This is a genomic window from Streptomyces sp. HUAS TT11, assembly GCF_051553595.1.
GTDB lineage: Bacteria > Actinomycetota > Actinomycetes > Streptomycetales > Streptomycetaceae > Streptomyces.
The window spans coordinates 8,525,725-8,547,198 of sequence record NZ_CP196184.1 but is presented as its reverse complement, the minus strand read 5'-3'; the positions used below and the strand labels follow the sequence as shown (position 1 = coordinate 8,547,198).

Genomic DNA, 21,474 nt, shown 5'->3' with positions numbered 1-21,474 from the left:
CCTTACCGCCCGAGCACCTGACGCAGGGCACCCAGCAGTTCCGCCTGTGCCGCCGCCGCGTTCCCGGGGGCACCGGTGCACCGCCATGCGACATGTCCGTCCGGGCGTACCAGCAGCGCACCGTCCTCGGCGATCTCCGAGACACGGCTCCATTCGCCGTACGCGTCACGGAAGTCGGGGTCGCCGATGCGCACGGACCTGAGCGGTACGCCGAGTTCGTCCCGGCAGGCGTCCGCAGCCGAGTCCCACACCCCGCCCGACAGCCCGGTGAGGACGGTGAAGACGCCCTTGCCGACGACGTCGAGCGTGGAGATCCGCCCGCCTGTGGCGTCGACCAGCCAGGCGTGCGGAACCTTGGCGCCGGGCCTGGTCGTCGGCCGGGCGACCAACTCCGGCTCCACCGAGCGGTCTTCGTCCGGACCGTCGCCCGGGACGACCGCACCGGAGACGTAGCGCTGGTTCATCTCGACGCCGTGCGCGTTGAATTCGTAGTTCTTCAGCTGGACCGCGTCCTCGAGGAGGCGTCGCTTCTTCGCTCCGTCGGCCGTCGAGGCCCGCAGTGCCGCGAGGCCCTCGGCGATGGTCTCCTCGTCGCTTCCCGCTCCGACGCCGAGCACGTCGAAGACGGGACCGAACTGGTCGCGGCTCAGGTTGGCCCGCTCCACGATCTGCCGTCCGACGGGGGCGCGTTCGGCCGTGTAGCTGTCGAGCAGCGCGGGCCCCGCCTCGCCGCGGATCACCATGGCGAGCTTCCACGCGAGGTTGTAGGAGTCCTGGATCGAGGTGTTGGAGCCGAGGCCGTTGGACGGCGGGTGCCGGTGCACGGCGTCACCGGCGCAGAACACCCGTCCCGTTCCGTAGGAGGCGGCGTAGCTGTGGTTGACGGTCCACAGCGAGGTCGAGGTGATCTCCACCGGCAGCCCGGGGTCACCGATGAGGTCGCGCACGATGCGCCGTGCCTCTTCCTCGTCCACCGCGGGCGGCGGCTGCTCGATGTCGTAGCCCCAGACCAGCAGCCACTCGTTCCACGGGCGGACCATACGGACCAGGCCCATGCCGATGCCGCCCGTCTCCGCTCCCGGGCGCAGCACCCAGTACAGGACGCTCGGACGGTGCGCGCAGTACCGCGTGAGATCGGCCTTGAAGACGATGTTCATGCTGCCGGCCTTGCCCATCCGCCCGTCGAAGGGCAGGCCGAGCTGCTCCGCAACCGTGCTGCGCCCGCCGTCCGCGCCGACGAGGTAACGGGCGCGCACGGTGAACTCGTCGCCGCGGATCCGGTCGCGCAACAGCGCCGTGACGCCGTCCTCGTCCTGGGTGAAGCTCAGGAACTCCGTGTCGAAGCGGATCTTCGCGCCGCGCTCGGCCGCCTTGCTCACCAGGATCGGCTCCAGGTAGGTCTGCGGCAGGTCGATCATCTCGCAGGGGCTCTTGGACGCGTACTCGGTCAGCGTGGCCGGGCCGGTGCCCCAGCTGCGGATCCGGCCGATCTCCTCACCGGCGAGGGCGGTACACAGGACGGTGTCGCCCATGAGGTGGGACGGACTGCCGACCGCGCGCGCCTCGGCCTCGACGCCGAGGTCGCGCAGCACTTCCATGGTGCGCTGGTTCGTGATGTGGGCTCGCGGGGTGTTGGCCAGCCAGCCGTACTTCGTCACCAGCAGGGTGCGTACGCCGTACGTGGCGAGAAGCAGAGCGGCCGAACCTCCGGCCGGGCCGCTGCCGACGACCAGGACGTCGGTGTCGTAGGTGTCCGTGCGGGTCATGGGTGGGCGCTCCTTGGTCAGCCGGCCGACGGCGCGATGCGGAAGGTGTACTCGAGGCGCCGCCATTCCCCGTCGACGGGGCGGCCGTCGGGGGTGGGGCCGGTGTGCGGCGTGTAGTCGACGACGAGCGCGTCCTTGACGCCGAAGACGGTGTCACTGTCGAGGTAGGCGCCGCCCGCCACGAACAGCTGGGTGACGAGCCGCCGGTGACCAGGGGCGTCGATCATGAAATGGAGGTGGGGCGCCCTGAAGGGGTGGCGGCCGACTGCGGCCAGCATCTGCCCGACCGGTCCGTCGTCGGGGATCGGATAGGCGGCCGGCAGGAGCGACCAGAAGGTCATCCGGCCCTCGGTGTCGGTGCGCAGCCGGGCGCGCAGCACCGGCCCGTCCAGGTCGGGGAGCTGGACGTCGTAGAAGCCGTCCTCATTGGACTGCCAGACGTCCACGACCGCGTCCTTGAGCGGCTCGCCGGCCGTGTCCAGGACCCGCACGTCCACCCACAACGGCGTACCGGGCAGGCCGCCGGAGATGTCGCTGCCGTGCTCGGTCTCCGGCGGCCCTTCGACGTAGAAGGGGCCGAGCACCGCGGACGGGGTGGTGGTGGGCGTACGGGAGTTGGTGAGCAGATCCACGGCGCTGGAGATCCCGAGCGTGTCCGACAGCAGCACGAACTCCTGGCGGGTGGGGCCGGAGATCTGCCCGGTGCGGGTGAGGAAGTCGATCGCGTACTGCCACTCGGCGTCGGTGAGGTCGTTCTCCGTCACGAAGGCGTGCAGACGCCGGACGAGGTCGGTGAGGAGGCTGCGGACGCGTGGATCCGGGGTCTGCGCGAAGGAGGCCATCACCTGCTCGGTGAGCCGGGCCACCTGGCCCGTGGGGGCGACGGTTCCCGTGCCGGGTCGGCGCCCTGACCAGGCGTCGGACAGCAGTGCGGCCACGCCCTCGGCGGTCACCTCGCACGGGTTCGGGTAGGGGGTCGCGGCGGCCAGCTCGGCCGCCTTCGCCAAGCCCGATTCCGGCATGCCGAGATCACGCAGCGAGGTGGGACCACCCAGGGAAGCGATCAGGTCGTGGACGCCGCCGGGCGCGTCCGCCGTGCCGAGGGCCTCGGCGATACGGCGCATGGCGTCGGGTGCGGCGGCGGCGTTGTAGGCCATGGCGTGCGGGAGGACGACGGTGTGCGTCTCGGCGTGCGGCAGGTCGAAGCTGCCACCGAGGGTGTGGCACAGCTTGTGGTGCAGACCCATGCCGACGGTGGCGAGACAGGTGCCGGCGAGCCAGGCCGCGTGCAGCAGATCGGCGCGCGCCGCGGGGTCGGCGGGGTCGTCGGCGAGCCGGGGCAGCGCCCGGGCGATACGGGAGATCGCCTCCAGGGCCTGCTGGTCGGTGACCGGGTTGGCGTCGGCCGAGTACAACGCCTCCACGGCGTGCGCCATGGCGTTCACGCCGCTGGTCACGGACATGCCGACGGGGAGCGTCGAGGTGAAGGCGATGTCGTAGACGACGGTCTCGGGCAGGATCGCCGCGGAGGTCTGTGTGACCTTGCGCCCGTCGCGGGTCTCGCCGAGCACGGGGGTCACCTCGGAACCGGCGTACGTGGTCGGCAGGATCACCTGCGGCAGATCCGTACGCAGGGCCAGCGCCTTGGACAGGCCCGTCGTCGAGCCGCCGCCGACGGCCACCAGACAGTCGGCGGACGCCTCCCTCAGCACGGCGAGCGCCTGCTCGGTCACTTCCACCGGCGTGTGCATCACCGCGCCGTCGAAGTCCGCCACGACCAGATCGCCGAGTGCCTCACGGACCCGCACGGAGGCCCCCGCCGGCGATGAACCGGACAACAGCAGCACCCGGGACCCGCCGAGCCGCTCCACCTCCTCCCGGAGCCGGCCGACGGTATCGGTACCGAAGACCACCCGTGAGGGACGGGATGTATAGACGAACGTCCGCATTGAGTTCCGCCTCCGCATGTCGGTGTTGACGCACCGTGTGCTTGGCCATCGAGTCTGCGAGTTACGCGCTTGTGAACGCCTGCACGATCCGAGCGTTGTCGCTGCACAAAACGCGCGGTGCGGCCCGGGACGGGGGCAGAGCGCGGCTCTCGTGCGGAGGTCGCCGTGCCGCTCGGTATGCCGCAGGTTTCCCGGTCGACTGGATTGACAGGTCCGGCACACCTGTCCGCGCAGTACGAACATCTGATGGTCCGTCTGGTGGTATTGCCGCCACAACGCGGCATGGCCCTCGGGGATCACGCTCGTGATGCGCGTATCTCTTGAGCGGACAGCCCCTCCTCCGACCTTGCGGGAGATCTCCGATGAGACGTCTTCTCATGGCCGTGACCGTTGTCGGTGCGGCCGGCGTGCTGACCGTCGCCCTTCCGGCGCGAGCCAAGGCCGCCACCGCCCCGTACCCCTACGCACATGCCTTCACCAAGCCAACTGCGTCGGCACTGAACATGGCTGACGTGGCGTCATATCGAACGACCGCCGACGCCACAAGGCGAACGGCACCGGCAGCAGCCTGACACCGGGCCCGTCCGGGCCCGTCCGCGCCGGTCCGCCCGGAGAACCACCGCCCGCCGCCTCGACGGGCGCGGCGAACGGGCTCGCGACGGCGCCCGGCGCCCGCGTGCGGGACGCCGGGTTCCGGACCTCGGGGGCGGGCGGACCCGGTGCCCGGAGCGACGCCGTCCCCTAGGCCCGGTCGCATCGCTGACCGGTGGCAGACCCGATGGGGCGGCCCTAGAGTGAAGAGACGTTTCCCGTCACCGCCGCATGGATCACGCACGGCCGATGTGCGGCCCGCAGGGGCGGGCGGAGGCGGCGGCTCGTGGACGTGTCCGGATGCCCCGCTCGTGACCTGGGAAGGGGTGTGGCCCGTGGCCGAAAGCTCCCCCGAGCCTGTGCCCCAGTCGGTGCTGTCCCCGTTGACGACTGCCGCGATCTTCCTGGTGATGACCATCGATCGAGGTGGCGAGGAACCCACCCGCGCGCTGCTGTCCGATCTGAACGGACTGCAGCGGGCCGTAGGCTTCCGCGCCTCCTCCGGCGGAATGCTGAGCTGTGTCACGGGCATCGGCTCCGAAGCCTGGGACCGCCTGTTCTCCGGGCCGCGCCCCGCGGAGTTGCACCCCTTTCGCGCGTTGACCGGACCGGTGCACCGCGCCGTGTCGACACCCGGTGACCTCTTGTTCCACATCCGGGCCGCCCGGCTGGACCTGTGCTTCGCGCTGGCCGCCGAGATCATGGAGCGCCTGCGCGGTGCCGTGACGGTCCGGGACGAGGTGCACGGGTTCAAGTACTTCGACGTGCGGGACCTGCTCGGCTTCGTCGACGGCACGGAGAACCCGGTGGGGCCGGTGGCGAGCGCGGCCGTGCTGATCGGCGACGAGGACCCGCCCTTCACCGGCGGGAGCTACGTCATCGTGCAGAAGTACCTCCACGATCTCCAGGCGTGGAACGCCCTTCCGGTGGAGGCACAGGAGATGGTGATCGGGCGCCGGAAGCTGTTCGATGTCGAGCTGGACGACGAGACCAAGCCGGCCGACTCCCATGTCGCGCTCACCACGGTCGTCGATCCCGACGGCACCGAGCGCAAGATCCTGCGCGACAACATGCCGTTCGGCACCGTCGGCGAGGGCGAGTTCGGCACGTACTTCATCGGCTACGCCCGTACCCCCGACGTGACCGAGACGATGCTGGAGCGCATGTTCCTTGGCGCGCCGCCGGCGGCGCACGACCGCATCCTGGACTTCTCCACCGCGGTCACCGGCTCCCTCTTCCACGTGCCCACCAGTGACTTCCTCGACGACCTCCCCGACCCGCCCGGCACGGACGAGTCCGGGTCCGAGATCGAGACCGAATCCGAAACCGGGGCCGAATCCCCGTACGTCCACACCGACACGGTGCTCCTCGGGCAGTCCCGAGCACCGGACGGCTCCCTGGGGATCGGCGACCTGAAGGGCAGGTGACGCCGATGAACAACCTTCACCGCGAACTGGCGCCCATCTCCGCCGCCGCCTGGGCGGATCTGGAGGACGAGGCCCAGCGTACGTTCGAGCGGCATGTCGCGGCCCGCCGGATCGTCGATGTGCCCGAGCCCGGCGGACTCGACCTGTCCGGTGTCGGCACGGGCCATCTGCAGACCATCGAGCCACCGGCCACGGGGATCACCGCCCACACCCGTCTCGTCCAGCCCCTGGTCGAGCTGCGTGTCCCCTTCACCGTCGACCGCGGGCAGGTCGACGACGTGGCGCGGGGAGCCAAGGACGCCGACTGGCAGCCGGTCAAGGACGCCGCCAGGCAACTCGCCCACGCCGAGGACCGAGCGGTGTTCGAGGGCTACGCCGCGGCCGGCGTCACCGGTCTGCGGGAGAGCTCGTCGAACCAGCCCCTGACGCTTCCCTACGAGGTGCGCGAGTACCCGAACGCGGTCAGCCAGGCGGTGACCGCCCTGCGGCTGGCGGGCGTCGGCGGACCGTACACGCTTGCGCTCAGCGCGGAGGCGTACACGGCGGTCAGCGAGACCTCCGACTACGGCTACCCCGTCATCAGGCACATGGCCCGGCTCCTGGACGGCGACATCGTCTGGGCACCCGCCATCGACGGTGCCTTTCTGCTGTCCACGCGGGGTGGTGACTTCGAACTCCACATCGGCCAGGACGTGTCCATCGGCTATCTGTCGCACGACGACGACAGCGTGCGGCTGTACTTCCAGGAGACGCTCACCTTCCTGGTGTACACCAGCGAGGCGGTGGTGGCTCTCGAGGCACCCGCTCCGGGGCCCGACGCCGGCGGAGGGCAGGTGCCGGCATGAAGGTCGGAGTCGTCGGCGCGGGCGCGGTCGGAGCGGCCACGGCACTGTCCCTGGTCGAACGGGGCGGAACCTGCCGGGAGATCGTGTTGATCGACCGCAACACGGCCCGGGCCGACGGCGTGGCGGCCGACATGCGCTACGCGACGCCGCTGTCCCCCGCGGTCGACATACGCTCCGGACGCTACGAGGACCTGGCCCACGCCGCGGTCGTCGTGATCACGGCGGGGACGAACGAGAAGGCCGGCGGTGCCACCGACCGGTCCGACCCCGAGGGACGGCTGCGGCTGCTGGAGTCCAATGCGAGGGTGTACGCCGACATCGTCCCGCGGGTCGTCGCGGTCGTACCGCAGGCGGTCCTGATGGTGGTCACCGACCCACCGGACCCGCTGGCGGACCTCACCCGTGAACTCTCCGGTCACGACCGGGTGTTCTCCACCGGCACCTTGATCGACAGCCTGCGCTTCCGCGTACAGGTCGCCGACCGGCTCCACGTACGGCCGCGTGATGTGCAGGCCCTGGTCGTGGGTGAACACGGCACCTCGGAGGTGCTTCTGTGGTCCTCCGCCACGGTCGGCGGCATCCCCGTGACCCAGCTGCTCGCCGAGGGCGACGCATCCGTCGAGCAGGTGCGCGGAGAGGTCGAGAACGACATCCGGTACGCCAATATCGCGATCATCGAGGGCACGGGCGCCAGCCAGTACGGCATCGGGGCCGTGTCCGCCCGGCTCGTCGAGGCGGTTCTCCGCGACGAACGTGCGGTGCTGCCGGTCGCCGCCCACTGCCCCCGTCACGGGGTCACCCTGTCCCTGTCCAGCGTGCTGGGCGCGGGCGGTGTCCAGCAGATGCACGAGCCCGCCATGTCTTCCGAAGAGCGTCAGGCGCTGGCGCAGAGCGCGGAGGTGCTGCGCGACGCCTCGCGGCGGGCCATGGCCGTCGGCGGCGCCTGAGTCGCCGTCGCGCACACCGTCGTCCCTCACTCCGGGGCGACCAGGCCGCGACGGGCCTTGAGGAGGGGCCCGCAGGCAAGGACGACCGCCACGGCAACGAGTACGGCGGGGAGTGTTCCCGCCCACGCGGGGGCCACCCGTCGCAAGGCCATGGCACCTGCCGCACCCACGATCAGACCGCCGAGCCGCGCGGGCACCCATCCGTCCGCCCGCCGTGAACGGCCCACACCCCGCACGATGTACGTGGCCAGCGTGCCCGTCAGATAGGTGGTCGGGGCCGCCGCGCGTCCGGCCGCCACCATGGCGGCGGCCTGCGCCCCCATCGCCATCGCGGAGCCGAACTGCAGCACGTCCCGGAGCATCGCGTCCGGGGCACCGTCGACGGCTGCCCAGGCGCCTGCGCCGACCCCGAGCAGAGCCACCTCCGCGATCAGGCAGGACAGCACACGCGACGGCCAGTGCGTGGCCACGCCCTCACGGCCGCGGGTGACCCATGCGACCGCCGCCGCACCCACGCCGAACCCCGCCAGTGCCAGCAGCGCGGCGCTCACCCCGGTGGCACGGCCCTGGCCGATCGCCATCCCGAGCAGCGCGAGATTGCTGGTCATCACACCGGCGAAGACATGGTCCAGTGCGGTGAACGAGATCGTCTCCACGGCCCCGGACGCGGCCACGAGCAGGACCACGGCGATCCGCATCACCCGGTCCGTGCTGCCGATCGGTACCGCGTGGGTTTCCATCCCGGCTCCTCCCGACGGCGGTCACCAACAGTAACGACCGGCCTCGGGGCTTCCGGCGAACCGCGCCGGAGAAACGGCCGTGGCCCTCCTGCACCACCGACTGCACGGGGAGCTTCGCCGACGGGCGTCCGGGGCCGCGTCAACGGGCTCTGCGCGGGTACCCGCGAGGTGCATGGCTCCGGCAGGGAGGGACACGGTGAGCGCATCGTCGATGAGGGCAGTGGGATGGGCACGCTCCCTGCCCCTGAACAGCGAGGTGAAGGCGGCCCGTGACTGGGCCCGCGACCATCTCGAGGCACTGGGCTGGACCGAGTGTGCGCCGCAGACGGTGGACGCGGTACTGCTGACCGTCTCGGAACTGGTGACCAATGCCCATGTCCACGCCCGCAGTTCCGCGCAACTGGTGCTGACCTGGGACACGCGCTGTCTGCACGTGGTGGTCCACGACGCCTCCACCGATCTGCCCGCGCGGCGGGCTCCGAGCACCGAGCGCCTCGGCGGACGCGGGATGCTGCTCGTCGAGGCGCTGGCCGACGAGTGGTACGCCCGGCCCTGCCCCGACGGCAAGATCGTCCACGCGTGCTTCAGACCGCCTGCCGCGGTCACGGACGCCGGCGACTGCTGACCCACCGGGTCCGGGGACCGCGCCCGGGGCGAGGACCCACCCGCGCGGTGTCGAGCGGGACGGCACGGCGCTGGATCGGCTCCTCGCCTCAAGCTGCCGGACGCCCGCGCAGCCTGCGCAGCATGCGGGCGTCCTCGAATCCCACCTCGCGGGCCGCGCTCTCCATGGTGGCGCCGTGGCCCAGGAGATGCTCGGCCCGTTCCAGTCTCAGCGTCTGCTGGTACCGCAGCGGTGTCAGACCCTGGGTGGCACTGCCGAAGCGCCGGGTGAGGGTGCGGGCGCTGACCCCCGCGAAGGACGCGAGAGCCGCCAACGGCAGCGGTACGGTGAAGCGCTCGTCGATCAGGTCCTGCACGCGGTGCACGGCGTCGTCCAGATGGGCGCGGTGCCGCAGCATGGCGCTCGACTGGGGCTCATGACCGTTGCGCCGGGTGTGCACGACCATCTCCCGGGCCACGCGGGCGGCGAGAGCCGGACCGTGCCGCGCCGCGACCAGGTGCAGGGCGAGGTCGATGCCGCTGGCGATGCCCGCCGAGGTGACCACCCGGTCGTCCGTGGTGAACAGGACGTCCCGGACCACGATCGCGCCGGGATGGCGCGACGCCAGCTCGTCCTGCACGTCGTGATGGGTGGTGCAGCGGCGTCCGTCCAGCAGTCCCGCCCGGCCGAGCGCCTCGGCACCGGCACACACGCTGGCCACCGTGCCGCCGGCCGCATGATGGGCACGCAGCCGCCGCAGCACCTCGTCCCCGATCGTCGGACTGTCGCGCAGCGCGGGCCCGCTCCAGCCGGGCACCACGAGGAGGTCGTCGGCCCGCATCTCGGGCCACTCGGTCTCCGCGAGCAGCGGCAGTCCCTGAGCACTGGGGACCCGCGCGTCCTGCGCCAGGTACGTCAGCTCGTACGGCCGCCCGAACTGCCCGACCGTGCTGAAGACCTGGGCGGGTCCGGCGAGGTCGAGCAGGTGCACGCCGGGCAGCAGGACGAAGACGACACGGGTCACGCGCCGGCCGCCTCCGCCTCCAGTTCGGCCACGGTGGCGATGCGGGCGAAGCGGTCGCGCAGCACGGCCTCGGTGCGCTCGATGATCGCGGCGGGACTCAGGTCGCCGATCGGGTGGGTGGCGGTGGCGTCGGTGACGAACACCATGCGGTAGCCGAGGTCGCTGCCGACGCGGGTGGTGGTCTCCACGCACTGCTCGGTGCGGATACCGCACACCCGAAGCTCCCGGACGCCCGCCTCGGTGAGGAGCTGCTGAAGGTTGGTGGTGGTGAACGCGTTGTGGGACGTCTTGTGGAGCACCGGTTCGCCCGGCAGCGGTCGCTCCAGCTCCTCCAGCAGGCGGACCTGGCCCGACTCGGGGTCGAAGACCCCCGCGGAGCCCGGTTCGGTGTGCAGCACCCAGACGACGAGGTCACCGGCCGCACGGGCCAGCGCGACCAGCCGGTCGACCTGCTCGGCGATCTTCGGATCCGAGATCCGGCCCCACAGCGGGTGGGCACGGAACGACTCCTGGACATCGATGACGATCAGTGCGCGATTCATGGCATCGATTGTGACCGGGCGGAACGCCCCGGACGCAGGCCCGATCCGGCACGGCGGTGGAACGATCCGGTCACGTGTGCCCGTCGCGGGCGCGTCCGGCGCGGTGGGAGCCGTGCGGCTGTGACGCGGCCCACGGCCGCGGTCTGTGGTTCTTCCCACATTGCGGACGAATCGGCGGTGGTAGTGACGGCGGTCACCTCACGACGCGGGGGTTTTGTCTACGTTCGCAGTTCGGTGTCCCTCCCCCACGAACTGCAGAGGCCACTTCCACCATGCGCTACCGACTGCTCCCCGCGCGGCACCCGGAGACCTCGGCGAAGCGCCGGGGCATGCGCGTCGTCGCCTGTGCCGGTGTGCTGCTGGCGTCGGTGACGGCGCTCGTCTCCGCCGGCACCCTCGACCCGTCACCGGCGACCGCGGCGGCTCCGGCGACACGTCCGGACGCCCCGGCCGCTGTCCCCGCGTCGGTTCAGCCGCACGGCAAGCCGCAGGTCACGGCCGCGGTGCTGAGCATGGACGGTACGAACCGCAGGACGGCCGTCTTCGGCGACGACACCCCGTACGACACCGCGAGCATCATCAAGGTCGACATCTTGGCGACGCTGCTGCTCCAGGCGCAGGACGCGGGAAGGACGCTCGACCCCCGCGAGCGCGGGCTCGCCGAGGCGATGATCAGGCACAGCGACAACGACTCGGCCAACGCCCTGTGGCGGGAGATCGGCCTGGCCCCCGGGCTGGAGGCGGCCAACAAGCGCCTGGGGCTGACCTCGACCAAGGGCGGTGCCGGATTCCTGTGGGGGCTCACGCAGACGACGGCGAGTGATCAGATACGTCTGCTGGGCGCGGTGTTCGGCACCGGCTCGGCGTCGAACACCGGTCCCGGCCCGCTGAACGAGGCGTCCCGCGCGTACATCACGTCGCTCATGGCCCACATCGAGAGCGACCAGTCGTGGGGGGTCTCGTCGGCCGCGGGTTCCGGCTGGGCGCTGAAGAACGGCTGGCTGCAGCGCAGTGCGACCGGCCTGTGGGACATCAACAGCATCGGGCAGGTGACCGTGAACGGGCACCGCTACCTGGTCGCGGTCCTCTCGGCAGGCAACGCCTCGATGGACGACGGCATCTCGCTGGTGGAACGCACTGCCCGGACCGCCGTCGCCTCGGCGGCCGGTCGCTGACACACGTCGTGGCCCGGGTGCGGGTCCGGCTCTCACCCACGAGCCCGCACCCGGGCGGTCAGGGGACTGCGCTCGGCGGCGCGTGGCCCGGCCCTGCTGCCGGACAGGGCCGGGGCCGCCCGGCGCGTCAGCCGTGCAGGGCCTGGCGCAGAGCCGCGTTGGCGTGCGCGACCGCGGACTTGGCGGCCTCGCTGTCGGCGAGGCCGTTGAGCATCACGAAGTCGTGGACCATCCGCGGGTAGTGGAGGTAGGTCAGGGGCACTCCGGCGGCGCGCAGCTTCTCGGCGTACGCGCGGCCTTCGTCACGCAGCACATCGCTGTCCGTGATGACCAGTGCCTTCGGCAGGCCGCGCAGTTCGGCCTCGCCGGCGCGCAGCGGGGAAGCGGTGATCCGGGAGCGGACCGAGGTGTCGGGGGCGTACTCGTCCCAGAACCACTTCATGCCCGCGGCGGTGAGCCAGCAGCCGGTGGCGAAGCGCCGGTAGGACTCGGTGGTGAACGACGCGTCGGTGACCGGGTAGAACATCACCTGCTGGGCGATCTTGGGTCCACCACGTTCCTTGGCCATCAGGGTGACTGCGGCCGTCATGTTGCCGCCGACGCTGTCGCCGGCCACGGCCAGCCGCGAGCCGTCGACGTTGATCTCGGCACCGTGCTCGGCGACCCATCGGGTGGCGGCGTAGGCCTGCTCGTTGGCGACGGGGTACCTGGCCTCGGGCGACCGGGTGTAGTTGACGAATACCACCGCGGCCCTGGCGCCGTTGGCTATCTGGCGCACGAGCCGGTCGTGGGTGGAGGCGTCCCCGAGGACCCAGCCGCCGCCGTGGAAGTACATCACCACGGGGAGCTTGCCGGTCACACCGTGCGGCCGGACGATGCGGACGGACACCGAGCCGGTGGGGCCGCCGGGAATCGTGCGTGTGGTGATGTCGGCGGGCAGCTTGGTCACCGGGTACGCGGCCTGGAGGTCCAGGAGCGACTGACGGGCGGCGGCGGGGGTCAGTTCCTGGATCGGAGGGCCGTCCGCCGCGGCGAGTTTGTCGAGGAACGCCTGAGCGGTGGGTTCGAGGGTCACCCGGGGATCGCCGCAGGTCGCCTTGGAGGCGGCGGCAGCCGGAGTGGCGAGGGCCGGGGCGGCGGCGGTCAGGGCGGCGGTGGCGATCAGCGCCGTGAATCCGGCCAGGGGCTTGCGCAGCGAGCGGGAACGTCGGGTGGCGCTCATGAACGTCCTCCTTCTGAGGGGAACTTCCTCCAGAAGCGTTCCTGCGCTCCCTCCGACGGGCCTGCCGGGCTGAGCCGAAGGAGTGGCACCCTTCACCCGCCCGGGTGGTCGGCGCACCGGCCCGGTTTCGCCGATGCCGGCTTCTGCGGGCGGTACGGACGGCATCCGCCCCTCGGTGGCCGCACTCCGCACTCGGCGGCCGTCCTCCCGACCGTCCGGCGGCCGCACCGACATGGCGAGTCTCCGCCCCGGCTCGGGGTCTCGGGGCGGAGACCCGTACCTCCCAATGTTCGGCCCGGACCGCGGAATCGCACCTCAGGCGCGGCAACGCGCCGCCCGACGGTGTGTCGAAGGTTTCCGCGCCGGCACTTCCGCCGATCCGCGTCCCGAGCCGTCGTCCGGGCGTTCCCGCGAGTCGGCGGGGGACGAGCGCACGGCGGAAACAGCCTCTGTGCTGGAGCTGTGCACGGCTTGCACCGCCGCCTGCCCCGGGACGGAGCGGCACGGATCGTGTTTCGAACCCCTCCTCCGCGCTCCCCGGCTCTGCCGAGTTCACTGGACCGCGTCCTCGCACGGTGGGCAGAGACACCCGTTTCGGGGTCAACCGCGGGGCCTACCGGCGTCGCCCTTTCGTGGAGGACGGAACGTGGGCGCCGCGATCCTGGTGCCCCGACCGCCGGTGCCCTGGTTCTCGTCCGGCCGGGAGCGGCCCGGGGCGCGGTGTCGCACGAGCCGCGGTTCGGGCGCCCGTCCCCGGCGCGAGCAGCGGGGGCGGAGGGCCTGTACGTGGACCAGGGCGTCAGGGACCTTCACACTCGCGCAGATCCTGTGGCGATCGACGGGCCGCCTCAGCCCGTCCGGCTCGATCCCCTGCCGCCGGGGCGGGCCTGCGCGCCGTTCCCGCTCTCCAGGGACACCGTGACCGTGACGCCCACGACGCACGGTTTGCGAGGGGTCGAACTGAACCCGAAGCGCACCGGGGGCAGGACCGATGCGAGGACACCCAGGTCGCGGCCCTCGAACACGACCGCGGCACGGAGGACGGGCCGCACATCCCGTGCCCCGTACCACTCGTACCGTCCGCGGCCCGCTGCGCCGCACGTGCTCACACCCAGCAGGACACGGGCGGGAAGAGCCACCGCCGCGGCCCAGGCCGGGCGCGCGGCCAGGGAACCCGGCACGACCCTGAGCAGGAGCCCGACAAGGCCCCTTCGGCCGGTGACGAAGTGCAGCCGGAGCGCGGACGCACGGACCGTCCAGGCCCTGCCCACGACATCCACCCCGACCGGTACCACCCGCACCTCGTCGAAGGTGTACGTGCCGGCGATGAAGTCGGCCGACTCCCGGGTGGGGGCGAGCAGTAGGCGGTGCCCGTCGGGCCCCTCGATCATCACGTCGCTGAACGGCCCGAACGGTGAACGAGCCCAGTGCCCGACCACCAGCCGTGTACCCGAGGAGGTGCCGATCCCGGTGATCCAGCCGTCGAACCGCAGCCGGTCAGGCCCGGCGCCGGTGCGGGAGCCGGCGCCGGGCCTGACGGGAGACCCGCCGTGAGGTCGCGTGGACACGGGTGCGCGCAGCAGCGGCCCCGGGCCTCGTCAGCCCGGGGCGCTTTTCCTATGCCGCCAGTGCGTGACCGGGGTGCAGGACCACCTTGGTGTAGCCCTCGACCCGCTTGTCGAACTTCTCGTACGCCAACGGTGCCTGATCCAGCGGCAGTTCGTGGGAGACCACAAAGCTGGGCTTGGCCCGGCCCGCGATGATCAGATCACGCAGCTGCCGGTTGTACCGCTTGACGTTGCACTGACCCGTGCCCATCTTCTGGCCCTTCTCGAACATCTTGCCGATGGAGACCAGGAGTTGGCCGTGCCTGGCGTGTTCGTCGGGAGCGCCGGGGTCGGAGGGCACATACAGACCCGGTACCCCGAGCCTGCCGGTCGGCCGCACCGTCTCGACGAGCGCGTTGAGGACGACGGCGGGTTCCTCGTGGCTGGCGTCGTGCGCCTGAGCCTGGTACCCGACCGCGTCCACGCCCTTGTCGGTCCCCTCTCCGTGTGTCTGCTCCTTGATCTGCTCCGCGGCGTCGCCCTTGGTGAAGTCGATGGGGATGGCTCCGATCTCCTTCGCCTTGGCGAGCCGCTCGGGCACCCGGTCCACGCAGAACACCTTGGACGCGCCGCGCAGAAGTGCCGAGTACGCGGCCATCAGGCCCACCGGGCCGGCACCGTAGACGGCCACGCTCTCGCCCGGGGACACCTGGGCGAGTTCACAGCCGTGGTAGCCGGTCGGGAAGATGTCGGCGAGCAGGACGAAATCGGTCTCGAACTGCTCGCCCGGCGGCAGCTTCAGGCAGTTGAAGTCGGCGAACGGCACCCTCAGCAGCTCGGCCTGGCCGCCCTCGTACGGACCCATCGCCACATACCCGTAGGCTCCGCCCGCGAAGCCCGGATTGACTGTCAGACAGAAGCCCGTCTCCCCCGCCAGGCAGTTCTTGCAGAATCCGCAGGCCACATTGAAGGGCATCACCACGCGGTCCCCCTTGGCGAGGGACGTGACACCCGAACCGATCTCCTCGACGATGCCGAGGTTCTCGTGTCCGAAGACGATGCCCGGCTCGGCTGCCGTGCGGCCCTCGTACATGTGCAGATCAGACCCGCAGATGGCGGTCGACGTGACCCGTACGAGGACGTCGTTCGGGTGCTGCATCTGTGGATCGTCGACGTCCCTCACAGCCACACTGAAGGGCTTCTCATAGACGACGGCTTTCACCTGGGTCACCTCCGCGTCGAACGCTGGATGACGGCGGCGACGGCGGGCCGCTGACCCCGGAGCACCGACGTGAAAAACGGGCCGTCGGCCTGCGACCGTGGCCCCGAGTGCTCTCGCTTCACCGCCGATTACTTCCAGGTAACGCCCGTACGGCTCAGGGTGCAACCGGCTGCGCGCCCGCTGCGGCCCGCCCCGCCGCCGGTACGCGTGCCGTGCTGCCGGGCCCGACCGTGGAGCCGGCGCCGTCGGATCAGCGGGCAGCCTTCACGATCTTCATGGTGAAGTGCGAGGTGACGTTCTTGACGCGCGGGATCGTCATGACGCGCCCCGTGAGGAAGGCCTCGTAGGCGGGCAGGTCCGCGACGCCCACGCGGACGAAATAGTCGGGACTGCCGAACAGTCTGCGCAGCTCGAGCACCTCCTGGGCGCCCGCCAGGGTCTGCTCGAACCGCTCCACGGTCTCCGCGTCCTGTGCTTCGAGTGTGATGTCGACAAGAACCTCGAAGGCACGGCTCACGGCGGACGGGTCGATGACGGCACGGTAGCCGCGGATGACCCCGTCCGCTTCGAGCCGCTGGACGCGTCGCAGGCAGGGACCGGTGGTGAGCCCCACCCGCTGGGCCAGTTCCACGTTGGTCAGACGTCCGTCCCGCTCCAGCTCGGCGATGATTGCCCTGTCCATGGCATCCATGGCAAGAAGATTGCACGGGGAGGGACCGAAGGAGCAATATTCGCCACCAAACGGCGCGCTTCCTGCGAGACGATGGCTGGGTGCAAGACGACGTTCCGACCCCTGCAGCGGTCCCAGCGGCCTGGGTCCGGCCACCAGGCGCCGGCGGACGCAGCGGGCGCGGGCGGCTCCTCGTCCTGCGGCTCATCGTCCGAAGTCCTCGGAACCCCCCTCGGGCACCGCACCCGGCCCGCACGTCCTCCGTACCGGTCTGCCCCCGTCCCCGGCAGCGGTCACCGGCAGGCCGGAACCGCCACCGGTGGGCGTGACGGCCGCCGTCACGCGGCTCGCCCCGGTCGCGGCGACGGCCCGGACCGCCGTCCACGCCGTCCTGCGCGACACCCTGTGATCACCTCGAGGAGATGCGTCCATTGACCAGCGGCACACACCGCCCCGACAGCTACTACGTGCGCACCGACGAGCACCGCTACAAGCCCACCGCGCACGCCGGCGGCGCATGGGACGCCGACGAGCAGCACTTCAGCCCGCTGGGCGGCCTGATCGCCCACGCCATCGACCACCACCTGGCCGCCCGCCCGCGGCCCGGCCTGACGCCGGCCCGGATCAGTTACGACATCCTCGGCCGGCTCGCCCTGGACGAATGCGAGATCCGCGTCGAGACCGTCCGGCCCGGCCGCACCATCGAACTCCTCGAAGCCGTGGTGCTCATCGAGGGCCGCCCGGTGGTCCGCGCCCGCGCGTGGCTTCTCGCCACCGTCGACACCAGGGCCGTCAGCGGCGGCTCCGAGGGCGCGCTCGCTCCGCCCGAAGCCCTCGCCACCTGGCCCATGACATCGGTGTGGCCCGGCGGCTACATCGCCTCCCTGGACGTCCGCCCGGTCGCACCACCGCAGCCGGGCCGTACGACCGCCTGGGTCTCCACCCCCCTCGACCTCGTCGCCGGCGAGTCCAGCAGCCCGCTCGCGTCCTACCTCGCCCTAGTCGACACCGCCAACGGCATCGCCGCACGACAACCCCCGACGAAGTGGATGTTCCCGAACGTCGACCTGACCGTCCACCTCCACCGCCAACCCGAGGGCGACTGGACGGGTCTGGACACCACCGTCACCTTCGGCCCGACGGGACAGGGTCTCACCAGCACGGTCCTGCACGACGTCAGCGGGCCGGTCGGGCAGGCCCAGCAGATCCTCACCGTCCGTCCGCTGCCGAGTCGCTGATCGACCGCGCGCCGGTGGCGGCCCGCCGAGGCCCCGGCCTCCGCCGCCTGCACGGCCCCGACGACCGAGGACGCCCCGCCCGGCCCGGTACGCCGGGCTCGAGGTTCGAGGAGCACTCCGCGCCGTCGAAGGGTGGCCGGGGCGAGGCCGGCGGGCGCGCTGCCGATTCTCCGGCCCGGCGCCCTGTCCGGCCGCGTTCGCAGGTCGAGCCGTTGCCCCCCGACCGCTGCGCCCGGCGTGGCGTACCTCGGCGGCAGGCCGGCGCCGGCGACACATGTGCTCGCCTCGTCAAGGCGTCCGGTTCTCGGCCCGGGCAGCGAGTGGCCGACGCGTCCGAGCGGCTCCCGCCCCGGGTGTACACATTCCCGCCGCCGGCGCCCACGGCCCGGCGAGCCCGAGAAATCGGGGCACTTACCGAGCCCGCATGCCCGGTAACAGCGCGAGTAACGGCATGCCGTGCTGCGTCACGAAGTGGTGGGTAAAATGGTCCGTGGACCGCGCGGTAAGTGGATCCGGGTATGGACCGGTGAAGCTTTCGAGGGCGGGAGATGACCGCGGGGTCGTCTCCGGCGAGCCGGCTTTTGCCCTCGGCCCGGACAGCGTCGCCAACGGGACAGGCGACCTCCGAGTACACCCGCGGACAGCGTCCGACAAACAACTGAGTCCCGGAGCACCGATTCTGTGGGCAGGTGAGCCGCCAGGACAGAGTCTCCCCCAACCGCTTTCAGTGCCGACAACCAACTCCAGATCGCAGTCGGCGACCGTTCGCATCGGTTCGTCGCGGCGCCCGTCGAGAGGGACGGTCACAGTCCGCACGGGGTCACCGATTTTCATGCGGCAGCCCACCCCGACCGACGGGGCGTGCGTGACCGGCTCACCGTACAGCACTGGTGAGCACACAGTTCGAGCGACCCGCGGAAGCATCGTCTTCGTCAGATGCACCGAACCGCTTGCCTGGTATTCCAGCCACGAAAAGTGACTCCTCGTCGAGTCGGCTGAACACCCACCAGGTCGCGTCCACCGATGCGAGTCGGGCCGGGTTCCGCTTTCGGCCGACCGCGTGGAGCGTTGCTCCGCTCGAGTGAACCGCACCCTCCCCGGCGAGGTAAAGAGCCGAGAAATTCCCGGTTGTTGGGCGGCGCCGTCATGTCATCCAAAGCGAGTTCAAGTGGCAATCTGACAGTGGCCGACTAACACTGAAGCCCGTGGTTTCGGGATCGGACGAGAGCGTAGCCTCGTGGCTTCCGCAATTCCCTACTCGTTCAGGTAATTTCCGAACGCGAGGGCGCCCGACCGGCCACTGGCCAATGGTTGTCGAAAATACTTCGAGGAGCTCGAATGGTGGAGAAGTCTGCCGAGGTCTTGACAACCGGGTCCGGTGATTCCGTGATCGCCGGGTCCGGGAGCGGCGACCCGGCGACGACGGACACCGAGACAAAACTCGCCGAAGTACTGGCTGATGTCGCGTGTGTCGAAGAGGTGTCGGCCGACAGCCACTTCTTCGACGACCTCGGTGCCAACTCCTTGGTGATGGCGCAGTTCTGCGCGCGGATCAGGAAGCGCCCGGACCTGCCGTCCGCCACCATCAGGGACATCTATCGGCATCCGACGATCCGAACCCTGGCGGCTGCCCTCGCCCAGGACCGGACCACGACCATGCCCGCCCACGTCAACGGCACACGGCCCGCATCGGCACCGGAACACGTCACCGCAGGGCAGGTGACTCGGGCGGGCAGGTTGGACTACGCGATGTGCGGGACACTCCAGTTGCTGGTGTTCCTGGCATATTCGTTCGTCACCGGAGTCGTCGCGACGACGGGCTACGAGTGGGTCTCCACCGGGTCGGACCTCCTGGACGTCTATCTGCGGTCCATGGCGTTCGGCAGCCTCGGCTTCGTCATCATGTGCGCGTTCCCGATCGTGGCCAAATGGACCCTCGTCGGCCGCTGGACGCCCCGCGAGTTCCCGGTCTGGAGCCCTGCCTACCTCCGCTTCTGGATCGTCAAGGTGCTGCTCCACGCCAACCCGATGATCTTGTTCGTCGGCAATCCGCTCTACGTGCTGTATCTGCGCGCACTCGGCGCACGGATCGGCAAAGGAGTAACGATCCTCTCCCGTCAGGTGCCGGTCTGCACCGACCTGCTCACCATCGGCGCCGGAACGATCGTTCGCAAGGACTCCTACTTCCCCTGCTACCGGGCGCACGACGGACGCATCCAGACCGGCACGGTCACCATCGGCCGCGACGCGTTCATCGGCGAGAAGACCGTGCTGGACATCGACTCGTCGATGGGCGACGGCGCCCAGCTCGGACACGCCTCCGCCCTGTACCGCGGTCAGACGATCCCGCAGGGCGAGCGCCACCACGGCTCCCCTGCACAACGCACGGACGTCGACCACGTGCGGGTCGCCCCGGCCCGATGCGGAACCCTGCGCCGGGCGTGCTTCGGCCTGAGCACGCTGCTCCAGCTGTTCCTCGTTTACCTCCCGCTGGCCGTCGGCGGTGTGTACATGCTGTTCATCGAGGTCCCGGCACTGGGCGACCGGCTCGATCCGGACACCACCCACGTCTCGGTGTCGCAGTTCCTGATCGACGCTCTGGCACTGTCCGCCGTGCTGCTCTTCGGCTTCGTCGTCGTGGGTCTCGCCGCCCTCTACACCGTTCCGCGCCTGCTGAACCTGACCATCAAGCCCGACAAGCCCTACCCGCTCTACGGCTTCCAGTACGCGGCGCACCGGATGATCTCCCAGATGACGAACATCCGGTTCTACGCCTGGCTCTTCGGTGACAGTTCGTTCATCGTCCACTACCTGCGCGGCCTCGGATACAACCTGTCGCGCGTCGAGCAGACCGGCTCGAACTTCGGGACGGAGGTGAAGCACGAGTCCCCGTACCTGGTCACCGTGGGCCGGGGGACGATGGTGGCCGACGGGCTGTCCATCATCAACGTCGACTACTCGAGCACGTCCTTCCAGGTGTCCAGGGTGTCGATCGGAGCGCACAACTTCCTCGGCAACAACATCGTGTACCCGGCGGGCGGCAGGACGGGCGAGAACTGCCTGCTGGCCACGAAGGTGATGATTCCCCTCGACGGTCCCGTCCGCGAAGGGGTCGGGCTGCTCGGCTCGCCGTCCTTCGAGATCCCGCGCTCCGTGGAACGCGACACCCGCTTCGACCATCTGCGGAGCGGAGACGAGCTGCACCGGCACCTCCGCATGAAGAACCGTTACAACCTGCGCTCCATCGCCCTCCACCTGATTCTGCGCTGGCTGCACACCTTCGTGCTCACGGCCCTGGGCCTCGTCTCCGTCGTCCTGTACGGAGCCGTGGGGCAGGTGGTGATCGCCTGCTATCTGGCACTCACTCTCGGCTTCTCCACCCTCTACTACGTTCTGGTGGAGCGCTGGTTGCTGCGGTTCCGCAGACTGCGCCCCCAGCTGTGCTCGATCTACGACCCCTACTTCTGGTGGCACGAGCGGCTGTGGAAGATTCCGTCCGAATTCCTCAACCTGTTCAACGGCACCCCCTTCAAGAACGTGATCTGGCGCCTGCTCGGTGTCCGCATCGGCAGCAGGGTCTTCGACGACGGCTGCTATCTGACGGAGCGGTCGCTCGCGAGCATCGGAGACGACTGCACGCTCAACGCCGGCAGCAAGATCCAGTGCCACTCGCAGGAGGACGGCACCTTCAAGTCCGACTACAGCACGCTCGGTGATCGCTGCACCCTCGGCGTCGGCGCTCATGTGCACTACGGCGTCACGGTGGGTGACGGAGCCGTGCTGGCACCCGACTCCTTCCTCATGAAGGGCGAGGAGGTACCCGGGAACGCACTGTGGGGCGGAAACCCCGCGGTCGAGATGACCGGGGTCCACCAGGAGCCCCTCGTCGGCATCGACTCGGCGACGGCGGCAACAGCAGTGACGGCCTCGGCCGACGGCCAGACGCCGACGGCGAGCTGAGGAAG

General features: G+C 70.7%; 17 protein-coding genes. 8 read left to right on the top strand and 9 right to left on the bottom strand.

Features of this window, described 5'->3' with window-relative positions:
- Positions 1 to 2: 2 nt before the first annotated feature.
- Together ACSHXN_RS38445 and ACSHXN_RS38440 are read right to left on the bottom strand one after the other, a co-directional pair.
- The gene (locus tag ACSHXN_RS38445; protein WP_355131526.1) at positions 3 to 1,766 is read right to left on the bottom strand and encodes an FAD-dependent oxidoreductase; all 1,764 of its coding nucleotides are present in this window, start codon (positions 1,764 to 1,766) and stop codon (positions 3 to 5) included.
- Between the two features lie 17 nt (positions 1,767 to 1,783).
- On the bottom strand, positions 1,784 to 3,715 hold the full coding sequence (locus ACSHXN_RS38440; RefSeq protein ID WP_355131528.1) for a maleylacetate reductase and hydroxyquinol 1,2-dioxygenase domain-containing protein: 1,932 nt from the start codon (positions 3,713 to 3,715) through the stop codon (positions 1,784 to 1,786).
- Between the two features lie 362 nt (positions 3,716 to 4,077).
- Between ACSHXN_RS38440 and ACSHXN_RS38435 the strand changes: the two genes are divergently transcribed.
- The 4 genes from ACSHXN_RS38435 to ACSHXN_RS38420 all read left to right on the top strand — a co-directional run bounded on the left by ACSHXN_RS38435 (position 4,078) and on the right by ACSHXN_RS38420 (position 7,525).
- Positions 4,078 to 4,287, top strand: coding sequence for a hypothetical protein (locus ACSHXN_RS38435; RefSeq protein ID WP_438305573.1), 210 nt, complete (start codon positions 4,078 to 4,080; stop codon positions 4,285 to 4,287).
- 354 nt (positions 4,288 to 4,641) lie between these two features.
- Positions 4,642 to 5,733: a Dyp-type peroxidase gene (locus tag ACSHXN_RS38430; protein WP_438305571.1), complete on the top strand. Its 1,092-nt coding sequence runs from the start codon at positions 4,642 to 4,644 to the stop codon at positions 5,731 to 5,733.
- Positions 5,734 to 5,738: 5 nt separating this feature from the next.
- Entirely contained in the window at positions 5,739 to 6,578 is an 840-nt protein-coding gene (locus ACSHXN_RS38425; RefSeq protein WP_356109903.1) for a family 1 encapsulin nanocompartment shell protein, read from the top strand.
- Entirely contained in the window at positions 6,575 to 7,525 is a 951-nt protein-coding gene (locus tag ACSHXN_RS38420) for a lactate/malate family dehydrogenase (protein ID WP_438305568.1), read from the top strand. Before ACSHXN_RS38425 ends, ACSHXN_RS38420 begins: the two co-directional genes overlap by 4 nt.
- 26 nt (positions 7,526 to 7,551) lie before the next feature.
- Here the strand turns inward: ACSHXN_RS38420 and ACSHXN_RS38415 are convergent, their stop codons facing one another.
- Positions 7,552 to 8,265 carry a YoaK family protein gene (locus ACSHXN_RS38415; RefSeq protein ID WP_355131536.1) on the bottom strand — a complete coding sequence of 238 codons (714 nt, stop codon included), beginning with the start codon at positions 8,263 to 8,265 and terminating at the stop codon, positions 7,552 to 7,554.
- Between the two features lie 211 nt (positions 8,266 to 8,476).
- On the opposite strand from ACSHXN_RS38415, the gene ACSHXN_RS38410 reads away from it, so the two are divergent.
- Entirely contained in the window at positions 8,477 to 8,890 is a 414-nt protein-coding gene (locus tag ACSHXN_RS38410) for an ATP-binding protein (RefSeq protein ID WP_438306529.1), read from the top strand.
- 88 nt (positions 8,891 to 8,978) lie between these two features.
- Here the strand turns inward: ACSHXN_RS38410 and ACSHXN_RS38405 are convergent, their stop codons facing one another.
- Both ACSHXN_RS38405 and ACSHXN_RS38400 read right to left on the bottom strand, forming a co-directional pair.
- Positions 8,979 to 9,893 (bottom strand): GlxA family transcriptional regulator, encoded by a 915-nt coding sequence (locus ACSHXN_RS38405; RefSeq protein WP_355131540.1) that lies wholly within the window; start codon positions 9,891 to 9,893, stop codon positions 8,979 to 8,981.
- Positions 9,890 to 10,435: a cysteine hydrolase family protein gene (locus ACSHXN_RS38400; protein ID WP_355131542.1), complete on the bottom strand. Its 546-nt coding sequence runs from the start codon at positions 10,433 to 10,435 to the stop codon at positions 9,890 to 9,892. Before ACSHXN_RS38400 ends, ACSHXN_RS38405 begins: the two co-directional genes overlap by 4 nt.
- A 272-nt stretch (positions 10,436 to 10,707) precedes the next feature.
- Between ACSHXN_RS38400 and ACSHXN_RS38395 the strand changes: the two genes are divergently transcribed.
- The gene (locus tag ACSHXN_RS38395) at positions 10,708 to 11,610 is read left to right on the top strand and encodes a serine hydrolase (RefSeq protein WP_383353484.1); all 903 of its coding nucleotides are present in this window, start codon (positions 10,708 to 10,710) and stop codon (positions 11,608 to 11,610) included.
- Between the two features lie 127 nt (positions 11,611 to 11,737).
- Here ACSHXN_RS38395 and ACSHXN_RS38390 read toward each other — a convergent pair whose 3' ends face one another.
- The 4 genes from ACSHXN_RS38390 to ACSHXN_RS38375 all read right to left on the bottom strand — a co-directional run bounded on the left by ACSHXN_RS38390 (position 11,738) and on the right by ACSHXN_RS38375 (position 16,292).
- Complete coding sequence (locus ACSHXN_RS38390; protein ID WP_355797152.1) at positions 11,738 to 12,832, bottom strand: alpha/beta hydrolase; 1,095 nt, start codon at positions 12,830 to 12,832, stop codon at positions 11,738 to 11,740.
- A gap of 848 nt (positions 12,833 to 13,680) precedes the next feature.
- Complete coding sequence (locus ACSHXN_RS38385; RefSeq protein ID WP_438305565.1) at positions 13,681 to 14,400, bottom strand: hypothetical protein; 720 nt, start codon at positions 14,398 to 14,400, stop codon at positions 13,681 to 13,683.
- A 49-nt stretch (positions 14,401 to 14,449) separates the two neighbouring features.
- Positions 14,450 to 15,601: a glutathione-independent formaldehyde dehydrogenase gene (locus ACSHXN_RS38380; protein WP_355131546.1), complete on the bottom strand. Its 1,152-nt coding sequence runs from the start codon at positions 15,599 to 15,601 to the stop codon at positions 14,450 to 14,452.
- A 250-nt stretch (positions 15,602 to 15,851) separates the two neighbouring features.
- Positions 15,852 to 16,292, bottom strand: coding sequence for an Lrp/AsnC family transcriptional regulator (locus ACSHXN_RS38375; protein WP_355131548.1), 441 nt, complete (start codon positions 16,290 to 16,292; stop codon positions 15,852 to 15,854).
- Positions 16,293 to 16,693: 401 nt separating this feature from the next.
- Between ACSHXN_RS38375 and ACSHXN_RS38370 the strand changes: the two genes are divergently transcribed.
- Together ACSHXN_RS38370 and ACSHXN_RS38365 are read left to right on the top strand one after the other, a co-directional pair.
- Complete coding sequence (locus tag ACSHXN_RS38370) at positions 16,694 to 17,509, top strand: thioesterase family protein (RefSeq protein ID WP_438305562.1); 816 nt, start codon at positions 16,694 to 16,696, stop codon at positions 17,507 to 17,509.
- A 1,338-nt stretch (positions 17,510 to 18,847) separates the two neighbouring features.
- The gene (locus ACSHXN_RS38365) at positions 18,848 to 21,469 is read left to right on the top strand and encodes a Pls/PosA family non-ribosomal peptide synthetase (RefSeq protein ID WP_438305559.1); all 2,622 of its coding nucleotides are present in this window, start codon (positions 18,848 to 18,850) and stop codon (positions 21,467 to 21,469) included.
- Positions 21,470 to 21,474: the final 5 nt, after the last annotated feature.